Here is a 20,350-nt window from a genome sequence, read left to right on the forward strand (position 1 = left end):
AGACAGCCTCTTTTTTTGTTTAAATTATCAATTAAATTTCCATTAAAAAGGGCCCTGTAATATGCCGGGCCCTTTGGAATTTACCTGCAATTTGCAACTAAATTATATATAAACATGGTTGTTAGTTCGTTATAATCAACATTCAGGAATGCTTTCTTCCTGTTATGGTTGTGTTTTCCAGTGTGTTCCGTTTTTTACAGGAGGATCTGTTTTTGCAATCAGTTTTCCTTCTACCGTCTTTGATTGCTTGTCACTAGCAATTTTAAGCCCAGTGGCATTATTCTTTGCCATTTGAAAGTCGTTTTCATCATCCTGTCTGCAAGCTCCTAAAGTCATACAAACTGCCATAGCAATTATTAATGGAAAGGTTTTTAATGAGATAATCTTTTTCATAAAATTTCAGAGTTAAAAGGTTATCCCGGCCAGGTTTATCATTCAGAATTCTGAGTCCGAAATTATAGGCATAAAATGATAAAAAAAAGTACTTGTTGTCTCTATTCGGCAATTAAGACGTCCTAATTCATAAATAAGGACAATGTTAAATATTTGATTTTCAATTGTTTATTCAAAGTTTTAATGTGTCGAAAACCAAGGGGATTAAATCATAATTGTTTAATAGGAATTAAATGATTTTATGTATTTTTGGTTTATAAATATGGTTTGTTAAATATTCGAAGTGATAAAAAAACTGCTTTTTATACTCGTCTTAGTAATTTTTAAATTATCCTTTTCTCAGGAAGGATACAGTGACTATTATAAACTCCGGTTGAAATACGAAAACTTCGAAGAAAATAACACTCAGGCGTTTCCATATATTCAACCTTATATTAATAAAGCTAAAAAGGAAAAGAATTTTGAAAAGCTTGTTCAGGGATATAAGGATGGACTATTCTATTCCTCTTCCAACGAACAGAAGCTTATTTATGCAGACAGCACGGTATGGGCTGCTCAGCAATCCGGAGATAAAGATCTCATAAGTACTGCTTATCTAGAAAAAGGGGTTGTTTATTACTATCATTACAAAAGGTTCCAGGCAGCATTGAATGAATATCTGCTCGCTTACGAATATTCGAAGGATACGAAAAATGATTTCCTGAAATATCAGAATCTGTATCATATAGGTGTTGTAAAAAGTTATTTAGGATATTATGAGGAGGCCTCAAAATTATTTGAACAATGTATCGCCTATTACGGACCGAAATCAAAATCCGGATTGCATCCTAATGAAGTGTATAACAATAAAAAGGGTTATCTCAACAGCTTACATCAATTGATTATCTGCTACCGTAATTTACATAAGCCGGATCAGGCAGATAAGGCTATCCACACTGGATTAGAGCAGGTAGGTGCCAATGGTGAATACTCGCAGGAGAAAGGCTATTTTCAGCTTGCAAAAGGAATATCGGAATTTGACAGAAAAGATTATATAACGGCTGTCGATGATTTGAAACAGTCGGTTTTTCCTATGAAGAAAAGCGGTGATTTTGCACGAATTCCTGGGGCAATATTATTATAGGAAGTTTAATTGTTCTGGCGATTATTCTTACCATTCTTCTTATCATAAGATATAGACGAGAAAAGGATATACAGCAGAAATATATCCTTTTGGAGGAAAAATTCAGTTTACATCAAAATTCAGTACCTGAAAAATCATTGTTGAATATAGATGCTGAGGAAAAGAAAACCGGATTGGATGAAAATAAGGTAGAAGAGCTTCTCACCAAGCTAAAGATATTTGAAGCAAAAAAAGAATATACCCAAAAAGGTCTTACTATTCATAAACTGGCCGGGCAGTTGGGAACCAATTCAAATTATCTTTCTCAGGTGATCAATGATTGTAAAGGAGTTAATTTCAATAAATATCTAAGTGAGCTCCGGATCAATTACATAACAGCACTTCTATTTGAGAACAAAGAATATCTTAAGTACCGCATAGAAACTTTAGCAAAGGAGTGTGGTATCGCATCCAGACAGAATTTTTCAGATTTATTTTATGAAATTAATGGGATCCGACCAACGGATTTTATCCGCAAAAGAAAACAGGAACTAGATAGTAAAAATAGTTTCTCGGCATTTAATCCTGCGTAAAAAAACATTTACTTCATATCCATATTCTGTTTTGAGTTTTTTTTTATGAATATCTTTATTATATTTATTGAAAAGCTATCACAAAACAAAAGATCATGAAAAAATTCCTTTTAGCAATTGCAGTCATTGTCGTGGTGATCGTTGCGGTATTGCTGATCAAGACATTTACGTATCCGTTTAAAAAAAACAATCTAAGTTCTGTTCCGGAAACAAAATGGGTTAAAAATGATTCTGCCATCCAAAGGTTCTCAGGTGGAATTAAAATACCTACAGTGTCAGCGGGTGATCTGGATGTTTTTGATTATGCTCCATTTGGACAATTCAAAGAATATTTGAAAAAATCATATCCTTTAGTCTATCAAAACACAGAAAACTATGAAGTTAATACCTATGGATTAGTTTTTAAATTAAAAGGAAGCAAACCTAATCTGGAGCCTATCCTTTTTTTATCACACATAGATGTAGTGCCTCCGGGCGATGCTGATATCAAAAATAATGAACAAAATGTTTTCAGACCCGATGATAAAGCTTTACCCGCTGTAACCAAAGTAGCAGAAGATTGGGATTTTTCTCCTTTTTCCGGGGCGGTTGCGAATGGAAGAATTTATGGAAGAGGAGCGATCGATATGAAAGGAATGCTGTTTTCCCTGATGGAATCTCTTACCAATATGATTAAAAGCGGAACAGTTCCTCAACGCGATATTTATTTAGCTTTTGGGTTTGATGAGGAAGTAGGAGGACGAAAAGGAGCAAAACAGATCGCCGAGGATTTTAAGAAAAAAGGATTGACGTTTGATGCGGTTTATGATGAAGGTGGATTAATCCTGGAAAAAGGAGGGATTAAAGGAATAGATTCTGATGTTGCCGTAATCGGTTGTGCTGAAAAAGGATTTCTTTCTGCAAAAATAAAAGTGAAAGGATTGGGAGGGCATTCCTCAATGCCACCTATGGAAAGTGCCATTGGTAAAGCTGCTGTTATCATGCAAAGATTGGAAAAAGATCAGATGAAGCCAACCATCACTCCTCTTATTAAAGAGTTTTTTGATAATATTGGCGGAACAATGCCATTTGCAAATAGATTGGCTATTTCTAATCAATGGCTTTTAAAATCCGTGTTGCTTTCACAGTTGGCTAAAAACAATTCCACCAATGCTTTGATACGCTCTACAACTGCTCTTACCATGATGAAAGGGAGTGACGGAACTAATGTACTTTCCCCCGAAGTTGAGTTTGTGGTTAATTTCAGATTACTTTCAGGCAATTCTGTAAAAGATATAAGAGATCATATTGCTCGGGCGACCAAAGGTTTTGATGTAGAAGTGGAAGAGATTGACAATACCAGAGAGGCTTCTGCGATATCACCGACGAATGTTAGGGCATATAAAGTGATTGAACAGGGGATTAAGGAGGTTTATCCTAATTCTTTAATTACTCCTTATCTTACCATTGCCGGAACAGATGCTTATAAATATCAGATCGTAAGTAAAAATATTTACAGGTTTATGCCTATTAAGATTACTGATGCTGAAAAACAAAGCATTCATAGTACTAATGAGTATATCAGTATTGAAAATTACATTAAAATGATTCATTATTTTGAGTATATCATGAAGAATTATGATAAGTGATTCATACGTATTATAGCCTGATAGCCTGTAATTGATCCCGCCTCAAATTTAAATTTTTACTAAAAAAATATTAAACGTCAAGTTTTGACGCTTTACTGAAATAGCTTTGTCTTATCAAAATATAAAGCTATGGAATTGCCTTTTTATTTAAGCTATAAAGAGTTTGAAAATAATTATTACAATAATCTTGAAAAGTGGTTTGAAGAGCATCTGAATACCAGTGAAACTGATTTTTTGAAAAGTCTTGTGGATATGTATTGTCCATATCTGTATTACAATTTCACTCATGACAGGATTCAGGCTGATGCATCTATTCAAATCAAAGATTGTTTTTTCCCATACCATGAAAAAATTGGCTTATCTTTTTGTATCAACTGTGAAAATGATACAGAGAAGAAGCATAAAAAGCAAATGAACCATGTATTTGAATGGAGAACAATAACAATGATGGAATATGCGCAACATATTCTTGATAAAATAAACCGGTATTTTGCTAAAAACGAGATCTCTCCTAAAGATAAAAATGTTCTAGATTATATTAACAGTCGTGAAATCATTACTTTTAAAGAGGGAGCGGGATATTGTGTGAATTACAATCAACATCAGAAAACTATTTCTTTTTTAAAGGCTTATCTTCCTTGCCATGGGCAAACTGTAAATATTGGAGTTTATCGTGATTTTATTTTTTCTGTTGTTCAGATCGCTCAATTTATCGATCGGAAATTAAGAGCTGTACAGGCTACAGAAATGACTATTTATAATAAGCTGAAATCAGATGCAAGATTCAAGGTACAAATGAGCCATCAGTTTCTTACCATGTGTAACTAATTATACAACCGACACCAAAACATTCATTATAACTCAATTATGGTTTGATTGGTATTTGATACTGATCAAACAAACAAATCCTGATTACATGATCAGGATTTTGTTTTTATTATTGGGTTATCTGTATAGGATGTTTTAATCTGAGAGAAAATTCCTGAAGGTAATGTAGCCAGTTTTTACCGGAAGTAATTTCACCTGCTTTATCCCAGACAGCACCCGTATAAAAGGTAACGGCCTGATTGCTTTTTACATTAGTTTCCGAGCCCAGATGTTTATTCTTATCAATAATAAGGTTATTGCTGTGAGGGTATAGAATGGCGCTACCTACAGTTCCGTTTTTTGAATTCTCAGGCCAGTAAGCAGCCAGCTGATTATCCTGGTCGATGATTTTTTGACCCTTACCATCCCAATGAACAATACCGGTAAAAACAGGGAGGGTCTTTTTTCCTTTAAACTCATACCTAATGACAGATTTGTTAAGTTGTGAGTCTGCATCCAGACTGATCCTTTTGAGTGCGGAAATTTCATAGCCGTCAATTTTTACTTGGGGATAAGTGAGTTCAAATGTAAATCGAAGAGGACCTTCTTCAATGATTTTGTAGGAAGTATAATTTCCAAGATAGGCAAAATTATTATTTATAAAAGGAAGAACATCACCCGCTCCCAAAGTATGGCCCACCTGAAAAAAGTCCAACCCATCTCCATTATCCTGATGGTAATTATTGAGTTGATACCATTGGTTGATAATCATTTTGTTGGTTCTTTTTGTCCAGGCGTCCATTCCCCAACCGTTTTGTTCAGGAACTTTTTCCAGTTCTTTTCCATACATACGGAAAGCGATCTTATCATTCTCCCATGCAAAATCTCCAAGACGTTCGGGTACAAATCTTCCGTACACTTTAGGCTCAAAATGTTGTGGGGAAGATTTATAAAATTCTATTTTTTTTATTTCGCCAGCTTTAAAGTCGCTTTGAATAAGCAGGTCGCCGTTAGCCAACCACTGATAGGGGAGCTCCTTTTTGGAAGATGCATCATTAATGGTAAAGCTTTGACCGGTAAGAACCCTGACTTTTTTTAAAGGAATTTCTACGGACTCCATATTTCGGGGAATCGTAAGACTGTTTTTTAGCTCTAATTTTAATAATATGGATTGCTGGGCATGCATGAAAGATACACAATGTATCATTACTAAGCCCCATAATGTTGATTTCATGAATTTCCGGTTTATTGTAAATACCAATCTTTAAATCGTTTCAATGCTTCCAGAAAATAATAATCAGCATATATTAACGGGACATCGATTTCTGAATGGAGTGGTAGCCCACCTGTACTATGCATGAGGAGAAAGCCACCATTCGTTCCGGCTTTTGCCTGATAATGATCTCCTGATAAGCTTACTATCATTTGCCGTGCATTGTCGATATAGTTTTTTCTTTCATCCGCTTTTACATACTGTCCTAATTCCAGTAAGGCAGATGCGATAATTGCAGCGGCAGATGCATCACGGGGAACTTCAGGAATTTTTGGATCATTGAAATCCCAAAAAGGAATCTTGTCCTCCGGTAAATTTGGATTATTCAGAATAAATTTTGCGATATGCCTGGCCTGGTCAAGATATGCTTTATTTTTAGTAAAGCGGTACATCATGGTATAGCCATATAAAGCCCACCCTTGACCTCTTGCCCAGGCAGAAGAATCTGAATAGCCCTGAAAGGTTTTTTTACCGAAAACTTCACCTGTATTGACATTGTAATCAATTACATGATATGAGCTGTAATCGGAACGAAAGTGATTTTTCATGGTTGTATTAGCATGGGCGATTGCAATCTCTTCTAACTTTTTATTACCTCCATTTTGGGCTGCCCAATTGAGCATTTCCAGGTTCATCATATTGTCAATAATAACGGGACCTTTAAAGTCTGCCATCTTATCCCAGGACAAAATAGCCTGCATTCCCGGCCGGAATCTTGTGGATAATGATTCCGCTGAAGTAAGAATGATGTCTTTATATATAGGATTTTTAGTGATTCTGTATGCATTGCCGAAGCTGGTAAACATCATAAAGCCTAAATCATGATCTCGTGTAAATGTTTTATTAGGTTCGATCAGCTGCAATCTCTTTTCTGCTTCTTTTCTGATCTCAGGATCTCCTGTCTGTTCATAAATCATCCATAATGATCCGGGATAGAAACCTGAACACCACCATGTAATATCTTTTGTGGTTACTTTATCAATAGACGCATTATAAGATTGAGGCATTTTATCCTGTGGTATGCTTTTCATTAGCTTCTTGTATTGCTTATCTGCGAGCTGAAATTCATTCTGAATTAGCTCAGACATTTGCTTACTATTCTGTGCAAATGCTAAGCTGGTGATGGTCAGAAATAAGCCTGTTGTTATGTTTTGTAAAATCATAGATTATGCATATTCGAAGTACAATTTAATTAAAATTTATAGAAAATATTTAAAATCCGCATTATGGATGATGTTTGAAAAATATTTTATAAGATTAATTGCGATGAAAATGATGAGTTATTTTATTTGAAATAATTTATAACTTATTTATTTTGAAAACATTTGATTTATTTTTTTAACTTTGAGTTAACGATAGTGGAATATTCTTATAAGAGTACATTAGGCAGACAGATTAAGATTGTATCATGTTTTTTATCAGGTTCTTAAAATTGAATTATTTATATCTAATCTTTTAAAACCAATCAAGTTATGAGAAAAACTATTTTATTTTACTGTTTATGCCTACCAATGCTTTATTTTTCACAGGTTGGTATCGGTACAACTAACCCTCAGGCAGTTTTACATGTTGACGGAGCAAAAGACAATGCGGCCACAGGCGCCCCGACTGCAGCTCAGGAAGCTAATGATTTTGTTGTTACCGCAGCGGGAAATGTGGGAATAGGAAACGCAAGTCCACAAAGGTCATTGGATGTAGATGCCAAAAATCAAAGCCTTAGAATCCGGAATTTAATCAGACAAGTACCTTCAAGTTTCGATATACTTACAAGGGATTTGGCTACCAGTGATGTTGTAGCTACGTCTTATAGTTATACCGAAGCTGTAACTGTGGCGGCTGGAGCCAGTGCAACAGTTACAGTACCCTCTACGGTGAATATTGCTACCGGTCTTTTCATTGTAAAATCTACAAATGGATGTGCAAGAGCTATGATTACAACCTTTGTATATAATGGCTTGTCTCTCGGATATGTATCAGGAGTAGCAAGAGATAAAATTGGCAATCCCACTATTGCTCCGATTGCTCCTTCTGCCAATACTTCGGGAACATGGAGTGTCGTATTTCCCAATGTAACCAATTGTGCTGATGGAGGTACGGGAACGCAATTCGACTTTACTGTTATGAAGGCTACAACTGATTCGTACACTATAACCAATAATGGAAATGTATCCAAAACATACCAATTAACGGTTAGCCGTTTATAAGATAAGCATGCACAGAATAATAAAAAAACATTGAAATTCAATGTTTTTTTATTTTAAAAAGATAACCAAGCTTTCGGTTCGGCATTCACAAGAGTTTTTTAACTTTTTGCTCTTTATTTTGATTAAATTATTTTTACTAATCTTTTTAGGCTGAATAAATTTGGCTTGTTTTATGTAATATATACCACAGTTTAAAAAATAAAAAAATGAAAAAGAAATTATTTGGCTTATTAGCTTTTGTGTTGTTCGCTACAGCTATTAATGCCCAAGAGACTGTAAAAAAAGAAGTTAAAAATGTAGGTAAAGCCATTGAGAAAGGAGCAAAAGCAACTGGAGAGGGTGTGAAAGATGGTGCTAATTGGGTAGGTAAAACAGCGACCAAAGGTGCAAAAGCTACTAAAAAAGGAGTTAAAAAAGGTACAAAATGGGTTGGTAAAACAGCCACGAAGGGAGCCGATGCGGTTTCAGATGGTTATAAAGATGTGAAAGCAGATTTAAAGAAATAATTTTTTCAGAAAAAATAAGAAAAAACGACTTCAGTAATGATAGTCGTTTTTTTATGATCTATATCTTTTGAATTAATTCTCTTTATTAGGGGCGTATAGTTGTTGGTTCATCCGGATTAATATTTTATTTTAGACTAGAAATTATTACAAAAAAGGAGCCTTTCAATTGAAAGACTCCAATCCAGTATTTAAAAAAATTTTAAAAAGTGTTTTTTGCGTAAAAGCTTCCCGGGGCAGGGAAGCTAATTTAACTTGATGAAATTTATCAGTTGGAAAACTAATATTCGAATATACTAAGTGTGAACAAGCTTTTTTATGATCGTGATCATAATATTAGTTGTATTTTGATAGTAATATTTGTTGTGTAAAAATCATGTAAAAACGAAGTATTAAGTGCTGTTTTGTATATATAAAGCTCTGAAAATAAAACTATAGAAAAATAATGATGTTGTATAAAAAAAATAACGTACTGGTTTTCAGTACGTTATTTTGCAGAAAGGAAGGGATTCGAACCCTCGATACAGTTACCCGTATACTACCTTTCCAGGGTAGCTCCTTCAACCACTCGGACACCTTTCTGTTTGAGATTGCAAAAGTAATGTATTTTCTTGAATTTACAAATAATTAAAGCAATTAGTCTGTAATTTCTCCACATAAACTTTTTGAAAAGTTTTCTGCAAAGCTTCCCTGATATTTAGGATTGCCAACTAAATGCATCGCTTTTGTTATTGCAGTTTCTGCGGTCATATCTTTTCCGCTTATGGCACCAATCCTCGAGAAAATATTGCTGTTTTCGTATTTTCCAAACGAGATTCCTCCTGAAATACACTGACTTACCACTACGATTTCAGTTCCGTTATTTCGGATTTCCTCAAGTGTCTGTTGTGTTTTTTCGCTGCTGAAAATAGTTCCGGAACCAAAAACCTGAAGGATAAGGACTTTCATTTTGGGAATTTCCTTGAAATGGCTTAAGTGCATTCCCGGAAAAATTCTCCAGAATAAAATATCCTCGGAAATATGATCATCAACGTGAAACTCCACATCCTGGTCACAACGGTGAAGATTATCTTTGATGATATTAAGGTGAACCCCGGATTGACCCAGAATGGGGTAGTTCGGACTTGCGTATGCATCAAAATATTCTGCGGAGTATTTTAATGTCCTGTTTCCTCTCAATAGTTTATACTCAAAATAGATGGCAACTTCCTGAATAACAGGTTCGTTATTTTCATATAAACTGGCGTAATATAAACTTGTAAGCAGATTTTCTTTAGCGTCGGTTCTGAGATCTCCAATAGGAAGTTGTGAACCGGTAAAAATAACCGGTTTTCTCAGTCCTTTCAACATAAAACTTAGTGCAGAAGCCGTATAAGACATGGTATCGGTTCCGTGAAGAACCAGAAAGCCATCATAATGATCATAATTTTTATGAATATAATGGGCAATGATTTTCCATTCTTCCGGTCCCATATCTGAAGAGTCCAGAGGTTTTGCAAAAGGATGGACGAAAACTTCACATTCCATAAGTTTCATTTCCGGCATTTTTTCAAAGATATTTCCGAAATCAAATGCTCTAAGGCTTCCGGTTTCATAATCTTTTTCCATTCCAATAGTTCCACCAGTGTATATCAACAGGACTTTTCGTTTCATGTATTACTTTTTATTAAGAAGTTGAACCTTGTGCAGGTTTATAAACTCAAAATTACGTTAATTTGCAAAGATTTGAAAATGAATGAAACGCTTCATGATAAATTTTATAAAATCATTTTATAATGAGTTGCGTTCCATCTTGTTATTAAAAAGAAATTGAATGCAGATGAAAGATTTAGCACAAACTTTTGAATATTTAAAACAATTTTTAACGGATGAGAGATTAAGGAAGATCGAACATTTTTCCCAGGAGAGTTCTGATTTTGTACTTCCCGTAATGGAAGATATTTATCAGTTCAGAAATGCAGCAGCTATTGTTAGATCTGTGGAAGCCTGTGGGTTTCATAAAGTGGTAGCTATGGAAGAAGAAAATGTTTTTAATCCCAATCTTACCGTTACAAAAGGTGCTGAAACATGGGTTGAAGTAAAGAAAATGGCTAAAGATATTTCGTCACTTCAGGAAATTAAAAATGAAGGTTACAAAATTTTAGCCGTTTCACCGGAAAAAAATGCTGTGATGCTTCCTGATTACCACATTACGAAGCCTATTGCCCTGGTATTCGGAACTGAGCTGGAAGGTGTGTCAGAAGAAGTTCTTGACTTTGCAGAGGAAACACTGGCTATTCCCATGTATGGCTTCACAAAGAGTTTTAATGTTTCCGTTGCTGCAGGAATCTGTATGTATGAATTAAAACAAAAACTTCTCAGATCAGGAATAGAATACAAACTCAATGAAGAGAAACTCCTGCAAATGAAAATACGATGGGCTGTGAATTCTATAAGAAGCGGCCATGAAATCCTTGAACATTATTTAAAAACATAATTCCCATTGTTAATCTGATGAAAAAATATACCCTACATTTATTTATCTTTTCTTTTGTAATGTCCCTTATCAGTTTAGTTATCATGGAAAAAGGGTATAAAGAATTATATCCGTTTTTCAGTTGGAAACTTTTTACAGTGCCTAGCGGAGGAGAGGCTACGGAAGACCAATATAAACTCTATGGAATCACCGATAGTGATACCATTAGAATTGTAAATAAATCCGTCCGCAGCTATGATGCCAATGACAAAGCTGTAATCGTGGGAACCTATGGTAAAAGAATAGAAGATAATGTGAACAAGGAAGAAAATAAGAGGAAGCTACTGATTTTCGCAAAAGATACTGAACCTCAATATAAAGGTTATCTTCTTTATAAAGAGACTTATCGTCCGAAGGAAATAGGAGAAGCAAAGATGAATATCAACAAAAAACTGATTGTAAAACTGTGATGAACTATCCTCAGATTACTGTATTCAATTATAAGGTTGCCTACTACATGGTAAGGTTTTTCGGATTGTACTGGCTGGTAGCGCAGTATCTGGAATTTATCAGATTGAAAGAAAGACCTGCGGCAATCTATGAACCTGTTTTTCAGCTTGAAAAGCTGATCTTTCCTGAATTTCCGGGGACATTTGTTTTTGCCGGACTTTTGATCATATGTGCTGCTCTTTTGATTATTACGGTTTTCAAACCATCTTATCTTCTTAATTTTTTTACTTTTCTGTTAGTCGCTATTATTAATCTCCCTATTGCGGCCAACTTTGGAGTCCATCACGATGGGCACATCATCGTTCTGGGATTTTTTCTTAGTATTTTTTTACTCCCAAAGGAATTAGAAGACAAGGATTATAAACTTGTACAATACTTTTATTTGGGAATACTAATGACCTATACCCTTGCGGGAATGAGTAAAATCCTGGGTACGGTAAAGAATGTGATTAAAAATACGGATAAGCTCACCTGGCTTAGCAAAGATGCTGCAAAGCTTAATACCTATGATAATTATTGGATGGCAGATATGCAAATACCCCTTGCATTTAAAAGTATTTATGCCTATGATTATATTTGGGTTGTAATAACTGTATTAGGAATTTTGACGCAATTCCTTTGTTTTCTTGGGGCTTTTAATCGGAAACTGCTTACCTTCTTTTTAATATTCCTTTACATTTTTCATGTTTATACAGCTATATTTGTTTTAGCTGAATTTGAAAATGCAAATTTTTTCCTGATTGTCATCTTTTTCCCTTATCATCTTTTGAGACCTCTGTTTAGAAAAAAATATTCGGTTGCTTAAAAAGGATAAGCTTGTAATGTTATGCAGCTATTTTAGATGAAGGTAATTCCATGATGCGACAAATATGCCTGCTGTTTCGGTTCTGAGTCTCTGATTTCCAAGGGATACGGCTCTTACTTTTTGATCTGCAAGAGTTTGAATTTCCTTTTCAGAAAAATCACCCTCAGGACCAATAAGAAAAGTGAAATGATCCAGTTTGGGAATTTGATTAAGCTCAATTCTCTCCAGGTTTTCATGGCAATGAGCAACAAAAGTACTTTCCGGGGATATACCTTTTATAAAATCTGAAAACTTTACGGGATCATGAATGACAGGAAAGTGAAATCTCAGACTTTGTTTTGAAGCTGCAATAGCTTGTTTTCTTATCTTATCAATGTTGATATTTTTACGTTCTGTCTTTTCAGTTATTAAAAAACTGATTTCGGAAATACCCATTTCTACAGCTTTTTCTACAAAAAACTCTATCCGGTCAATATTTTTGGTAGGAGCAATTGCGATATGGAGTTTAGGATTGAAATCCGGAAGTCCGGTTTTGATGTCGGATACCTCCAAAAGAGCTTTTTTACCTTCCAAAATCAATTTTCCAAAGGCAAGATTTCCATTTCCATCTGTTACATGGACTTCCTCTCCGTTTTTCATGCGAAGAACTTTTACAATATGTTGTTGTTCCTCATCATGTATTGTTACGGTATTGTTTTCTATGTGTCCGTGAAATAATTTCATAAGTTGATAGCTTTTGATCGCTGAATTGTTAATTAGGGCTAAGATTCATTATGGATGGACTTCTTTAATGAATTAATTTGATTAGAAATGAATTCCGACTGACCTCTTAAATGAAGGTAATCTTCATAATTTAAAAGTTGCAGATCGTGCGAAAGAATTAAAAAATTAATTACTTCTATTGTTGAGCCAAAAGCGGTATCCAAAAAACGGGATTTATCTTTCTTTGGTTTTCTTAACACCCCTTTTGCTATATAAGCCGTAATGTTTACACTTGCTTTTCGGATTTGACCGGTGATTCCAAACCTCTCACTTTCTGGAAAAGATTGAGTTGCAATATAAATTTCCTTAACCAATTGCCGGGCATTTTGCCAGACTTCTAATTTTTCAAAGTTAAACTGATCCATCTTTTACGATTTTCAAATTTGCAACTTTACAATTTGGCAAAAAATTACAAATCATATTTTGATGTTGCACTCGTTCTCAAATCTGTAAATTCTCCTCTTTCGAACTTGAGTTGTGCTACCATAGCGATCATGGCTGCATTGTCCGTTGTGTATTCAAATTTTGGAATGTAGATGTTCCACCCAAGTTTTTGATGGTTGTCCTGCATTACTTTTCTTAATTCTGAGTTGGCTGATACACCGCCGGCAATGGCTACTTCAGTGATGTTAAGTTCTTTTGCGGCTTTTTCAAGCTTGTTCATTAATATCTCAATAATAGCTTTCTGTACGGAAGCACATAGATCGTTGAGGTTTTCCTTTATGAAGTCAGGATTCTTTTTTACCTCTTTCTGGATAAAGTAGAGTACTGAAGTTTTTATCCCACTGAAGGAGTAATCGTAATTTTCCAGTTTGGGTTTGTTGAATTTGAATGCGTCGGGATTTCCTTCTCTCGCTAATTTGTCGATAATAGGACCTGCAGGATAATCAAGATCAAATATTTTTCCGATTTTATCAAATGCTTCTCCCGCTGCATCGTCTGTGGTTTTACCAATTATCTCCATATCGAAATAATCTTTTACCAAAACGATCATGGTGTGTCCTCCACTCACCGTAAGGCATAAAAATGGGAATTTTGGCGGCATAGGATTTGCATCGTCAATAAAATGCGCTAAAATGTGAGCCTGGAGATGGTTTACCTCGATCAATGGGACATCTAAACTCATAGCCAGGGATTTAGCAAAAGACGTCCCCACAAGAAGAGAACCTAAAAGTCCTGGTCCGCGTGTAAATCCTATAGCAGAGATCGCATTTTGTTGTATATTTGCTTTGGTGAGAGATTTTTCAACAACGGGAATGATGTTTTGCTGATGGGCCCTTGAGGCCAGCTCAGGAACAACGCCTCCATATTCTTTGTGAATAGCCTGATTGGCAGCAATATTAGAAAGAATAGTGTTCCCTTTGATGATAGCTGCTGATGTGTCGTCACAAGACGACTCGATACCTAAAATTATAGACTCGCTCATAATAATGGCAAAGTTAGAGAATAATAACGAAAATGAGAATAAAAAATCTGTAACTGAAAACTTAAGTGATCAGGTACAAAAGACTGTAGAAAATGTTGAGGAAAAAGTAAAAGAAACGGTAAAAGAAGCCTCTGAACTTGCTTCCGATGCTGTTCATCATCCGGTGGAAACTGTTCAGGAATTTGGGAAACAGGCCGCTAAAGATGTTACCAGCTATTCATGGTGGGCGAGACTTTTACTTATTTTATTCTGGTTGGTCGTTTCTGTTGTTGTTGCTATTGTCATTATTATTAATCTTCCTGTTACCAAACAATGGGCTGCAGATCAGGCGTTGCAGATTGTCAATAAGGATTTTAAAGCAGATATGTCCACTGAAAGTGTGGAAGTAAATTATTTTGGAAATGTTACCATCAAAGGATTAAAAGTTAAAGATTATAAAGGATTAGAGTTTATTAAGGCACGTGAGTTCCGGGCAAATTCGGACTGGTTATCGCTGGCAGCAGGGGCTATTTCCGGGAAAAGCAATTCTTTGAGCTTTAATTCCCTTACGATGATTAATGCCGATGTTAAAGTAATTACATATAAAGGAGATAGCATTTCAAATTTTATTCGTTTTACCCAATTATTTGATAACGGTAAAAAAAGGGATCCGAAAAAGCCGGCTTTTGAATTGAATTCTCGCATACAAATCATTGACTCTAAAGTTTCTATCGTTAACCAAAACTCTCTGGGAGAGGCAGGGAAGTGGCTTACTGCGACAAAGTTCAACCTGAAGGCTCCTAATCTTAAAGTGAGTGGTCCTGATGTTTCTGCGTTGATCAATAATATGTCCTTCGTTACAACACGATGGGGAAAATCTCATTTTGTGGACACCTTCTCGACGGAATTGTCTTTAACCCATAAACATCTTTCTCTTAAAGATTTAACGATAAATACAGATCATACCCTTTTGCAGGGAGATATTAAATTTAACCTCAATAACGGATCCTGGGCGGATTTTGCAGACCGGGTACGGTGGGATATGAATCTTAAACAGGGAAGCCAGTTAAGCGGATACGATATCAGTTATTTTGTCACCAACTGGGATAACTTTAAACCTTTCAATGTCTCCGGGAAAATGACCGGCCCGCTGAATAAATTTTATCTTGAAAATTTCCTTATCAGAAACCCTGACGTCAATATAGCTACGCAGACGATGAAGGTCAATAACCTTCTGAAAGGAAACTTCCAGATCGAAACCAACAATCTTTCTACTGATTTTACCTACGTGGATCTAAAGGCCATGATGCCTTCATTCATTTCAAAAAAGATGAAGAATTTTGCAGATGATTTCGGAAGGCTGAAGTATAACGGAGCGGCAAGAGTAAACCCTGATCAGATCTTTATCCCGAACGGAAATCTGATGACCGGAATCGGGCAAGCCAGGATTACAAAACTTACTTTGTCCGGCTATAGTACAGCTATGCCAAAATATGCAGGATATGTAGAAGCAACAGATCTGAATGTTTCCGTAATTACAAAAAATAAGGCTGTAGGTTTAATTTCCGGGAAATTTGATATTACCGGACAAAGCTTTGATGTTAATACCATGAGGTTGACCACAAAATCTCAGATTTCGAAGGTTGAAATCATGAATAAGGAAATTAATAACCTCTATCTGGATGGCTTACTGGATCACAAGAAGTATAACGGAACCATTACTGTCAATGATGAACAGGCTAAGGCTACTGTAAAAGGTCTTATTGACTTCAGCACTTCGCGAATCGCTATGGATGTAAATGCTGATGTGAATTACCTGAACATGAATTATTTTACAGATAAGCCCGGAAGTCAGGTGGTAAGCGGACAGGTAATCGGAAAAATGTCCATGGCCACCATTAATGACCTGTCGATGGATGTAGAGGCTAATAACATTAATTTTGCTACGGCAACGCAAAAATATATCATTCCCAATGCTAAACTCAAAACATTTATAGAATCGGGTAGCAGGATTATTTCCGTTGATGCTCCGGGAGCTGTAAATGGAAAAATATCAGGGAAGTATAACCTGGCTGATCTTACCGGAATGGTAGAAAACGGATTGGGGAAAATCCTAGTAGGGCCGCCACCCAGAAAGCTGTATCGCGGACAAAATTTTGCCATGAATTTTGATGTTCAGCAAGGATTGGTAAGCTATTTCCTGCCGGATCTTAAGCTGCCTCAAGGTGCTGTAGTAGAAGGGGAATATGATGGAAATGCCAACAATCTTAGGTTGAATGTAGATGCTGCTTCCCTAAAGTATATAATGACCAAAGAAGCGGAGATTACAGAAGCCGATAAGGCATTGGCAGAAGCTAATCCTGCTTATAAAATAAACGAGAGAGGAAATATTACCAGAGACAGTGCTTTAGTGGATAGTGTAATGGTAAGAATAAATACGGCTAACCTGGATGAACAATTGTACGCTAAAATAAATAAGGTACAATACAATAATAATATCCTTAAAGACATCACGCTTAGTGGTAAAAATGAAAACAATTCCATATTACATTTAGCAACCAAATTTAAACATGGCAGTCCGGCAGATGAACTGGATGATAATCTTAAAGAATATGCTATTAACGTTAATCAATCTACCAATGCCGGAGGTGATTTTGTTTTTAAATTTGATCCTACTGAAGTAAAATTCAATGATGTAACCTGGGCCATAGATACAAGTCCTGAATTGAATCACTCAATTACTTACAGGAAGAAGACCAGTGACTTTGAAATCAGTAATTTGAAAATATATTCGGATAAAAGTGTTCTGTTTATTAAAGAATCTACCTTCAAATCTGCTAAAGACTTTTATGTAGATGCAGATATCAATGATTTTGCTATTGAAAAGCTCCTGGAAATGCAGTCTGGTGGGAATTCCATGGACATCAAAGGGCTGGCAAACGGAAGTGTGAAAATAAGGATGGATAAGAGCACCTTACAACCTTTGGTGGATTTAACGGTTGATGATATCAAGATGAACGGAACGGATATGGGAGATCTTACCATCTCTGCAACTAATGGCTTCTCGCTTAATGTTTACGATATTGATGTAAAAGTAACATCAGCAGGAGTGCTGGGAAATAATAATTTGAATCTTACCGGAACTGTAAATAACAACACTGCTTCTCCAACGATTGATCTGGTAGCGGAAATGAGGGATTTTAATATTTCATTTGCTCAGCAGTTTGTGCAGTCTATCTTCGGAAACCTGAGAGGTAAGGCAACCGGGGACCTTAAAATAAACGGTACCTTAAAGAATCTGGACTACAGTGGTGATATAGCTTTAAAAGATTTTGGATTGAAACTTTTGTTTACAGGAGTAGACTATTCGTTTGACGATACAGTCATTCCACTATCAAAAGGACTGGCAATTTTAAATAATATTGAAGTTCATGACGGGCGATCCAATTCTAAAGGTAATATTTCCGGGGCAATCCAGTTTGAAACCCTTTCTTCAATGGGAGTCAACCTTGTAATGAGGGCTGATAATCTTTTAGTCCTGAACAGCACTCAAAAAGATCTAGATCTTTTCTGGGGTAGAGTATATGGACAAGGGGATCTCTATATTGATGGTCCTGTGTCTGGTCTCAGTATATCCACGCCAAATATGAAGGCTCTTAGTGGAAGTACATTTACCTTTAACTCAGGTTCAACTTCCAATGTTGAGGAGTTCAAAATGCTGAGGTTCCTAAAAGAAGGAAAAGACGGATTGGTAACTCTTGAAGAAAAGAAAAAGACGGGAGCCAATATGAATATAGACTTTTCTCTTGATGTAGATAAGGGAACGACTGTAAATGTATTGGTAGGAGATGATGTAGGTAATATTACGGTAAAAGGGGAGGCTCAAAACTTAAAATTCCTCATGAACAGACAAGGGGCTATTGCAATGGGAGGAACTTATAAGGTAGAAAATGGTACTTTCGTTTCAAAAGCTATTCTTAATAAAACATTCCAGATAGAAAAAGGAAGCAGTATCCGTTGGGATGGTGATGCAATGAGGCCCGCACTTAATATTACGGCGAATTATGTAAGGATGGTTTCAAATGCAGGGCAATATTTGAATATGGGTAGCCTTCAGCCAATCAGTATTTTATTACAGGCAAATATTACACAGTCATTGACGGATCCTAAAATTGACCTCGATGTTTCTGCTTTGGACGTTTCCAGCCAGGTAAAAGAAACCTTAGCTGCAAAAATGAGCCAGGAGGGAGAAAAAGTATTGCAGTTCGGATCTATATTACTATTGAATAGTTTTAATATTTCAAATACCGGAGGTGTGGGTGTAGATGTTGCCGGTGTAGCGGAATCATCCGGGTATAATATGCTTTTAAAGCAATTGGGATCTGTTCTTAATACAATGAGTAACGAATTTCAGATTGACCTGAATTATGTGAAAGGAGACCAGAACTCCAATACAGGAGACCGGGCGAACGCCGGTGTAAGCTTTGCACTTTCTCCAAGGATTAAAGTGAAGACAGGTTTGGGTATTCCTTTAACAAAAACAGAGAGTACGGAAGCTAATTATCTCTCCGGAGAGGGATCTATTGAATACGATATTTCTAAGAAAAATGACGGAAGTTTAGTTTTAAGAGGTTACTCTAAACCTACGAATATCGGAATGGGTGTGGTAGGTGCAGGCACTAACGGATCTGCAAATCAAGCCTATGGAGGCGGTGTTGTGTGGAGTAAAAGCTTTAATTCTTTGTTTAAAAGAAAGAAAAAAGACAAAAAACCTGTAGAGACTGGAAAAGAAATAAAAACAGATTCCCTAAAAGCAATGGGTAAATAATTTGAATATTTTAATGATTTTTATCATCCGTGTTAATTATTGTTAATTATTGTTATAATTTTTTTAGTTAAATTATTTTTTATAGATTTGCAAAAAATACATAGATTTTTTAAAAAAATTGTAATTTAACTAATATGAACTATCAACTGGACGAAATAGACAAAAAGATTCTTGATTTCTTAGTAGAAAACACAAGAATGCCTTTTACTGAAATTGCTAAACAGATGGATGTGTCTGCGGGTACAATTCACGTAAGAGTGAAAAAAATGGAAGATGCAGGTATTATTTTGGGGTCATCCCTTAATATCGATTATGGTAAGTTGGATTATCACTTTACTGCTTTTATCGGAATTCTTTTAACTAAATCAAACCGTACTCAGGAAGTTTTAAAAGAGTTATCAACTCTTCCAAACGTAATCGAGGCGAGTGTGATCTCTGGAAAATATAATATTTTCTGTAAAGTAAGAGCGAAGAATACGGAAGACGCGAAAAGAATTATCTATCAGATAGACGATATTCAGGATGTTATGAGAACAGAAAGTATGATTTCCATGGAAGAATACTTAAGTGATAAAAATAGACTAATCAACGCTATTTCTATTTAATCAAATTCTAAACGAATAATTATAGAAGAACTTATGATATGATTCATAAGTTCTTTATTTTTGTACCTATGGAAGAATACAGTTACTTTGATGAGGACCCAAAGAAGGGATGGGGTTTTATTTTAGCATTTGCATCTTTAATGTTATTTACAATCATGGGATTGGGGATAGATGTAGATGAATACCTGCAGCACGAATACCTTAATATTCCCAGATGGTATTTTTATGTCATCTTTTCTATAGACATTCTTATGATGATAAGTCTCATACTGATGTTTTTTTATAGGAAGATAGGCATATTTACTTTTCCTGCTTTGCTGGTTCTGCATTTTTTTATGCACAACTATTATCTTTCAACATTCCTGTACACGGATGTTACCAATCTTTTCCTCTTCACAGGATTTGGGATGCTTGCAATAATTCCTAAATGGAAATTTTTCAAATAAAAATAAGAAGCCTTCGTAATGAAGGTTTTTT

Annotated in this window: 19 protein-coding genes and 1 tRNA gene; 12 read left to right on the top strand and 8 right to left on the bottom strand. The window is 35.5% G+C overall.

What is annotated here, in order from left to right:
* Positions 1 to 162 precede the first annotated feature (162 nt).
* Positions 163 to 393, bottom strand: a complete 231-nt coding sequence (locus tag PFY10_17615) for a hypothetical protein (GenBank protein ID WBV56020.1) — start codon at positions 391 to 393, stop codon at positions 163 to 165.
* Between the two features lie 283 nt (positions 394 to 676).
* On the opposite strand from PFY10_17615, the gene PFY10_17620 reads away from it, so the two are divergent.
* From PFY10_17620 to PFY10_17635, 4 genes are all read left to right on the top strand, one after another.
* Complete coding sequence (locus PFY10_17620) at positions 677 to 1,516, top strand: hypothetical protein (GenBank protein WBV56021.1); 840 nt, start codon at positions 677 to 679, stop codon at positions 1,514 to 1,516.
* Positions 1,517 to 1,605: 89 nt separating this feature from the next.
* Positions 1,606 to 2,088, top strand: coding sequence for an AraC family transcriptional regulator (locus tag PFY10_17625; GenBank protein ID WBV56022.1), 483 nt, complete (start codon positions 1,606 to 1,608; stop codon positions 2,086 to 2,088).
* A gap of 95 nt (positions 2,089 to 2,183) precedes the next feature.
* Entirely contained in the window at positions 2,184 to 3,716 is a 1,533-nt protein-coding gene (locus PFY10_17630; protein WBV56023.1) for a M20/M25/M40 family metallo-hydrolase, read from the top strand.
* A 129-nt stretch (positions 3,717 to 3,845) separates the two neighbouring features.
* The gene (locus tag PFY10_17635) at positions 3,846 to 4,544 is read left to right on the top strand and encodes a hypothetical protein (protein ID WBV56024.1); all 699 of its coding nucleotides are present in this window, start codon (positions 3,846 to 3,848) and stop codon (positions 4,542 to 4,544) included.
* A 109-nt stretch (positions 4,545 to 4,653) separates the two neighbouring features.
* Here PFY10_17635 and PFY10_17640 read toward each other — a convergent pair whose 3' ends face one another.
* Together PFY10_17640 and PFY10_17645 are read right to left on the bottom strand one after the other, a co-directional pair.
* Entirely contained in the window at positions 4,654 to 5,757 is a 1,104-nt protein-coding gene (locus PFY10_17640) for a DUF4861 family protein (GenBank protein WBV56025.1), read from the bottom strand.
* 11 nt (positions 5,758 to 5,768) lie between these two features.
* Positions 5,769 to 6,959, bottom strand: coding sequence for a glycoside hydrolase family 88 protein (locus tag PFY10_17645; GenBank protein ID WBV56026.1), 1,191 nt, complete (start codon positions 6,957 to 6,959; stop codon positions 5,769 to 5,771).
* Between the two features lie 309 nt (positions 6,960 to 7,268).
* Between PFY10_17645 and PFY10_17650 the strand changes: the two genes are divergently transcribed.
* Positions 7,269 to 8,000, top strand: a complete 732-nt coding sequence (locus tag PFY10_17650) for a hypothetical protein (protein WBV56027.1) — start codon at positions 7,269 to 7,271, stop codon at positions 7,998 to 8,000.
* Positions 8,001 to 8,206: 206 nt separating this feature from the next.
* The gene (locus tag PFY10_17655; GenBank protein WBV56028.1) at positions 8,207 to 8,506 is read left to right on the top strand and encodes a hypothetical protein; all 300 of its coding nucleotides are present in this window, start codon (positions 8,207 to 8,209) and stop codon (positions 8,504 to 8,506) included.
* A gap of 492 nt (positions 8,507 to 8,998) precedes the next feature.
* Here the strand turns inward: PFY10_17655 and PFY10_17660 are convergent.
* Positions 8,999 to 9,085 (bottom strand) — tRNA-Ser (locus PFY10_17660).
* 54 nt (positions 9,086 to 9,139) lie between these two features.
* The gene (locus PFY10_17665; GenBank protein ID WBV56029.1) at positions 9,140 to 10,156 is read right to left on the bottom strand and encodes an asparaginase; all 1,017 of its coding nucleotides are present in this window, start codon (positions 10,154 to 10,156) and stop codon (positions 9,140 to 9,142) included.
* A 166-nt stretch (positions 10,157 to 10,322) separates the two neighbouring features.
* On the opposite strand from PFY10_17665, the gene PFY10_17670 reads away from it, so the two are divergent.
* From PFY10_17670 to PFY10_17680, 3 genes are read left to right on the top strand one after another with little or no spacing between them, the layout of a single operon-like run.
* Positions 10,323 to 10,979 carry an RNA methyltransferase gene (locus tag PFY10_17670; protein ID WBV56030.1) on the top strand — a complete coding sequence of 219 codons (657 nt, stop codon included), beginning with the start codon at positions 10,323 to 10,325 and terminating at the stop codon, positions 10,977 to 10,979.
* A gap of 17 nt (positions 10,980 to 10,996) precedes the next feature.
* Positions 10,997 to 11,428, top strand: coding sequence for a hypothetical protein (locus PFY10_17675; GenBank protein WBV56031.1), 432 nt, complete (start codon positions 10,997 to 10,999; stop codon positions 11,426 to 11,428).
* The gene (locus PFY10_17680; GenBank protein ID WBV56032.1) at positions 11,428 to 12,273 is read left to right on the top strand and encodes a hypothetical protein; all 846 of its coding nucleotides are present in this window, start codon (positions 11,428 to 11,430) and stop codon (positions 12,271 to 12,273) included. Before PFY10_17675 ends, PFY10_17680 begins: the two co-directional genes overlap by 1 nt.
* Before the next feature lie 27 nt (positions 12,274 to 12,300).
* Here PFY10_17680 and PFY10_17685 read toward each other — a convergent pair whose 3' ends face one another.
* The 3 genes from PFY10_17685 to tsaD are packed head-to-tail and all read right to left on the bottom strand — an operon-like array spanning position 12,301 to position 14,461.
* Positions 12,301 to 12,996, bottom strand: coding sequence for an RsmE family RNA methyltransferase (locus tag PFY10_17685; protein ID WBV56033.1), 696 nt, complete (start codon positions 12,994 to 12,996; stop codon positions 12,301 to 12,303).
* 38 nt (positions 12,997 to 13,034) lie between these two features.
* The gene (locus PFY10_17690; protein WBV56034.1) at positions 13,035 to 13,400 is read right to left on the bottom strand and encodes a four helix bundle protein; all 366 of its coding nucleotides are present in this window, start codon (positions 13,398 to 13,400) and stop codon (positions 13,035 to 13,037) included.
* Between the two features lie 44 nt (positions 13,401 to 13,444).
* The gene (gene tsaD / locus PFY10_17695; protein ID WBV56035.1) at positions 13,445 to 14,461 is read right to left on the bottom strand and encodes a tRNA (adenosine(37)-N6)-threonylcarbamoyltransferase complex transferase subunit TsaD; all 1,017 of its coding nucleotides are present in this window, start codon (positions 14,459 to 14,461) and stop codon (positions 13,445 to 13,447) included.
* Between the two features lie 4 nt (positions 14,462 to 14,465).
* Here tsaD and PFY10_17700 point away from each other — a divergent pair, with 4 nt between their 5' ends.
* The 3 genes from PFY10_17700 (at position 14,466) to PFY10_17710 (ending at position 20,319) form a co-directional block, all read left to right on the top strand.
* Positions 14,466 to 19,268 (top strand): translocation/assembly module TamB, encoded by a 4,803-nt coding sequence (locus PFY10_17700; protein ID WBV56036.1) that lies wholly within the window; start codon positions 14,466 to 14,468, stop codon positions 19,266 to 19,268.
* Positions 19,269 to 19,402: 134 nt separating this feature from the next.
* On the top strand, positions 19,403 to 19,873 hold the full coding sequence (locus tag PFY10_17705; GenBank protein WBV56037.1) for an AsnC family transcriptional regulator: 471 nt from the start codon (positions 19,403 to 19,405) through the stop codon (positions 19,871 to 19,873).
* Positions 19,874 to 19,911: 38 nt separating this feature from the next.
* Positions 19,912 to 20,319, top strand: a complete 408-nt coding sequence (locus tag PFY10_17710; GenBank protein ID WBV56038.1) for a hypothetical protein — start codon at positions 19,912 to 19,914, stop codon at positions 20,317 to 20,319.
* The last annotated feature ends 31 nt before the right edge of the window (positions 20,320 to 20,350 follow it).

It is taken from the genome of Chryseobacterium daecheongense (assembly GCA_027920525.1).
GTDB lineage: Bacteria > Bacteroidota > Bacteroidia > Flavobacteriales > Weeksellaceae > Chryseobacterium > Chryseobacterium proteolyticum.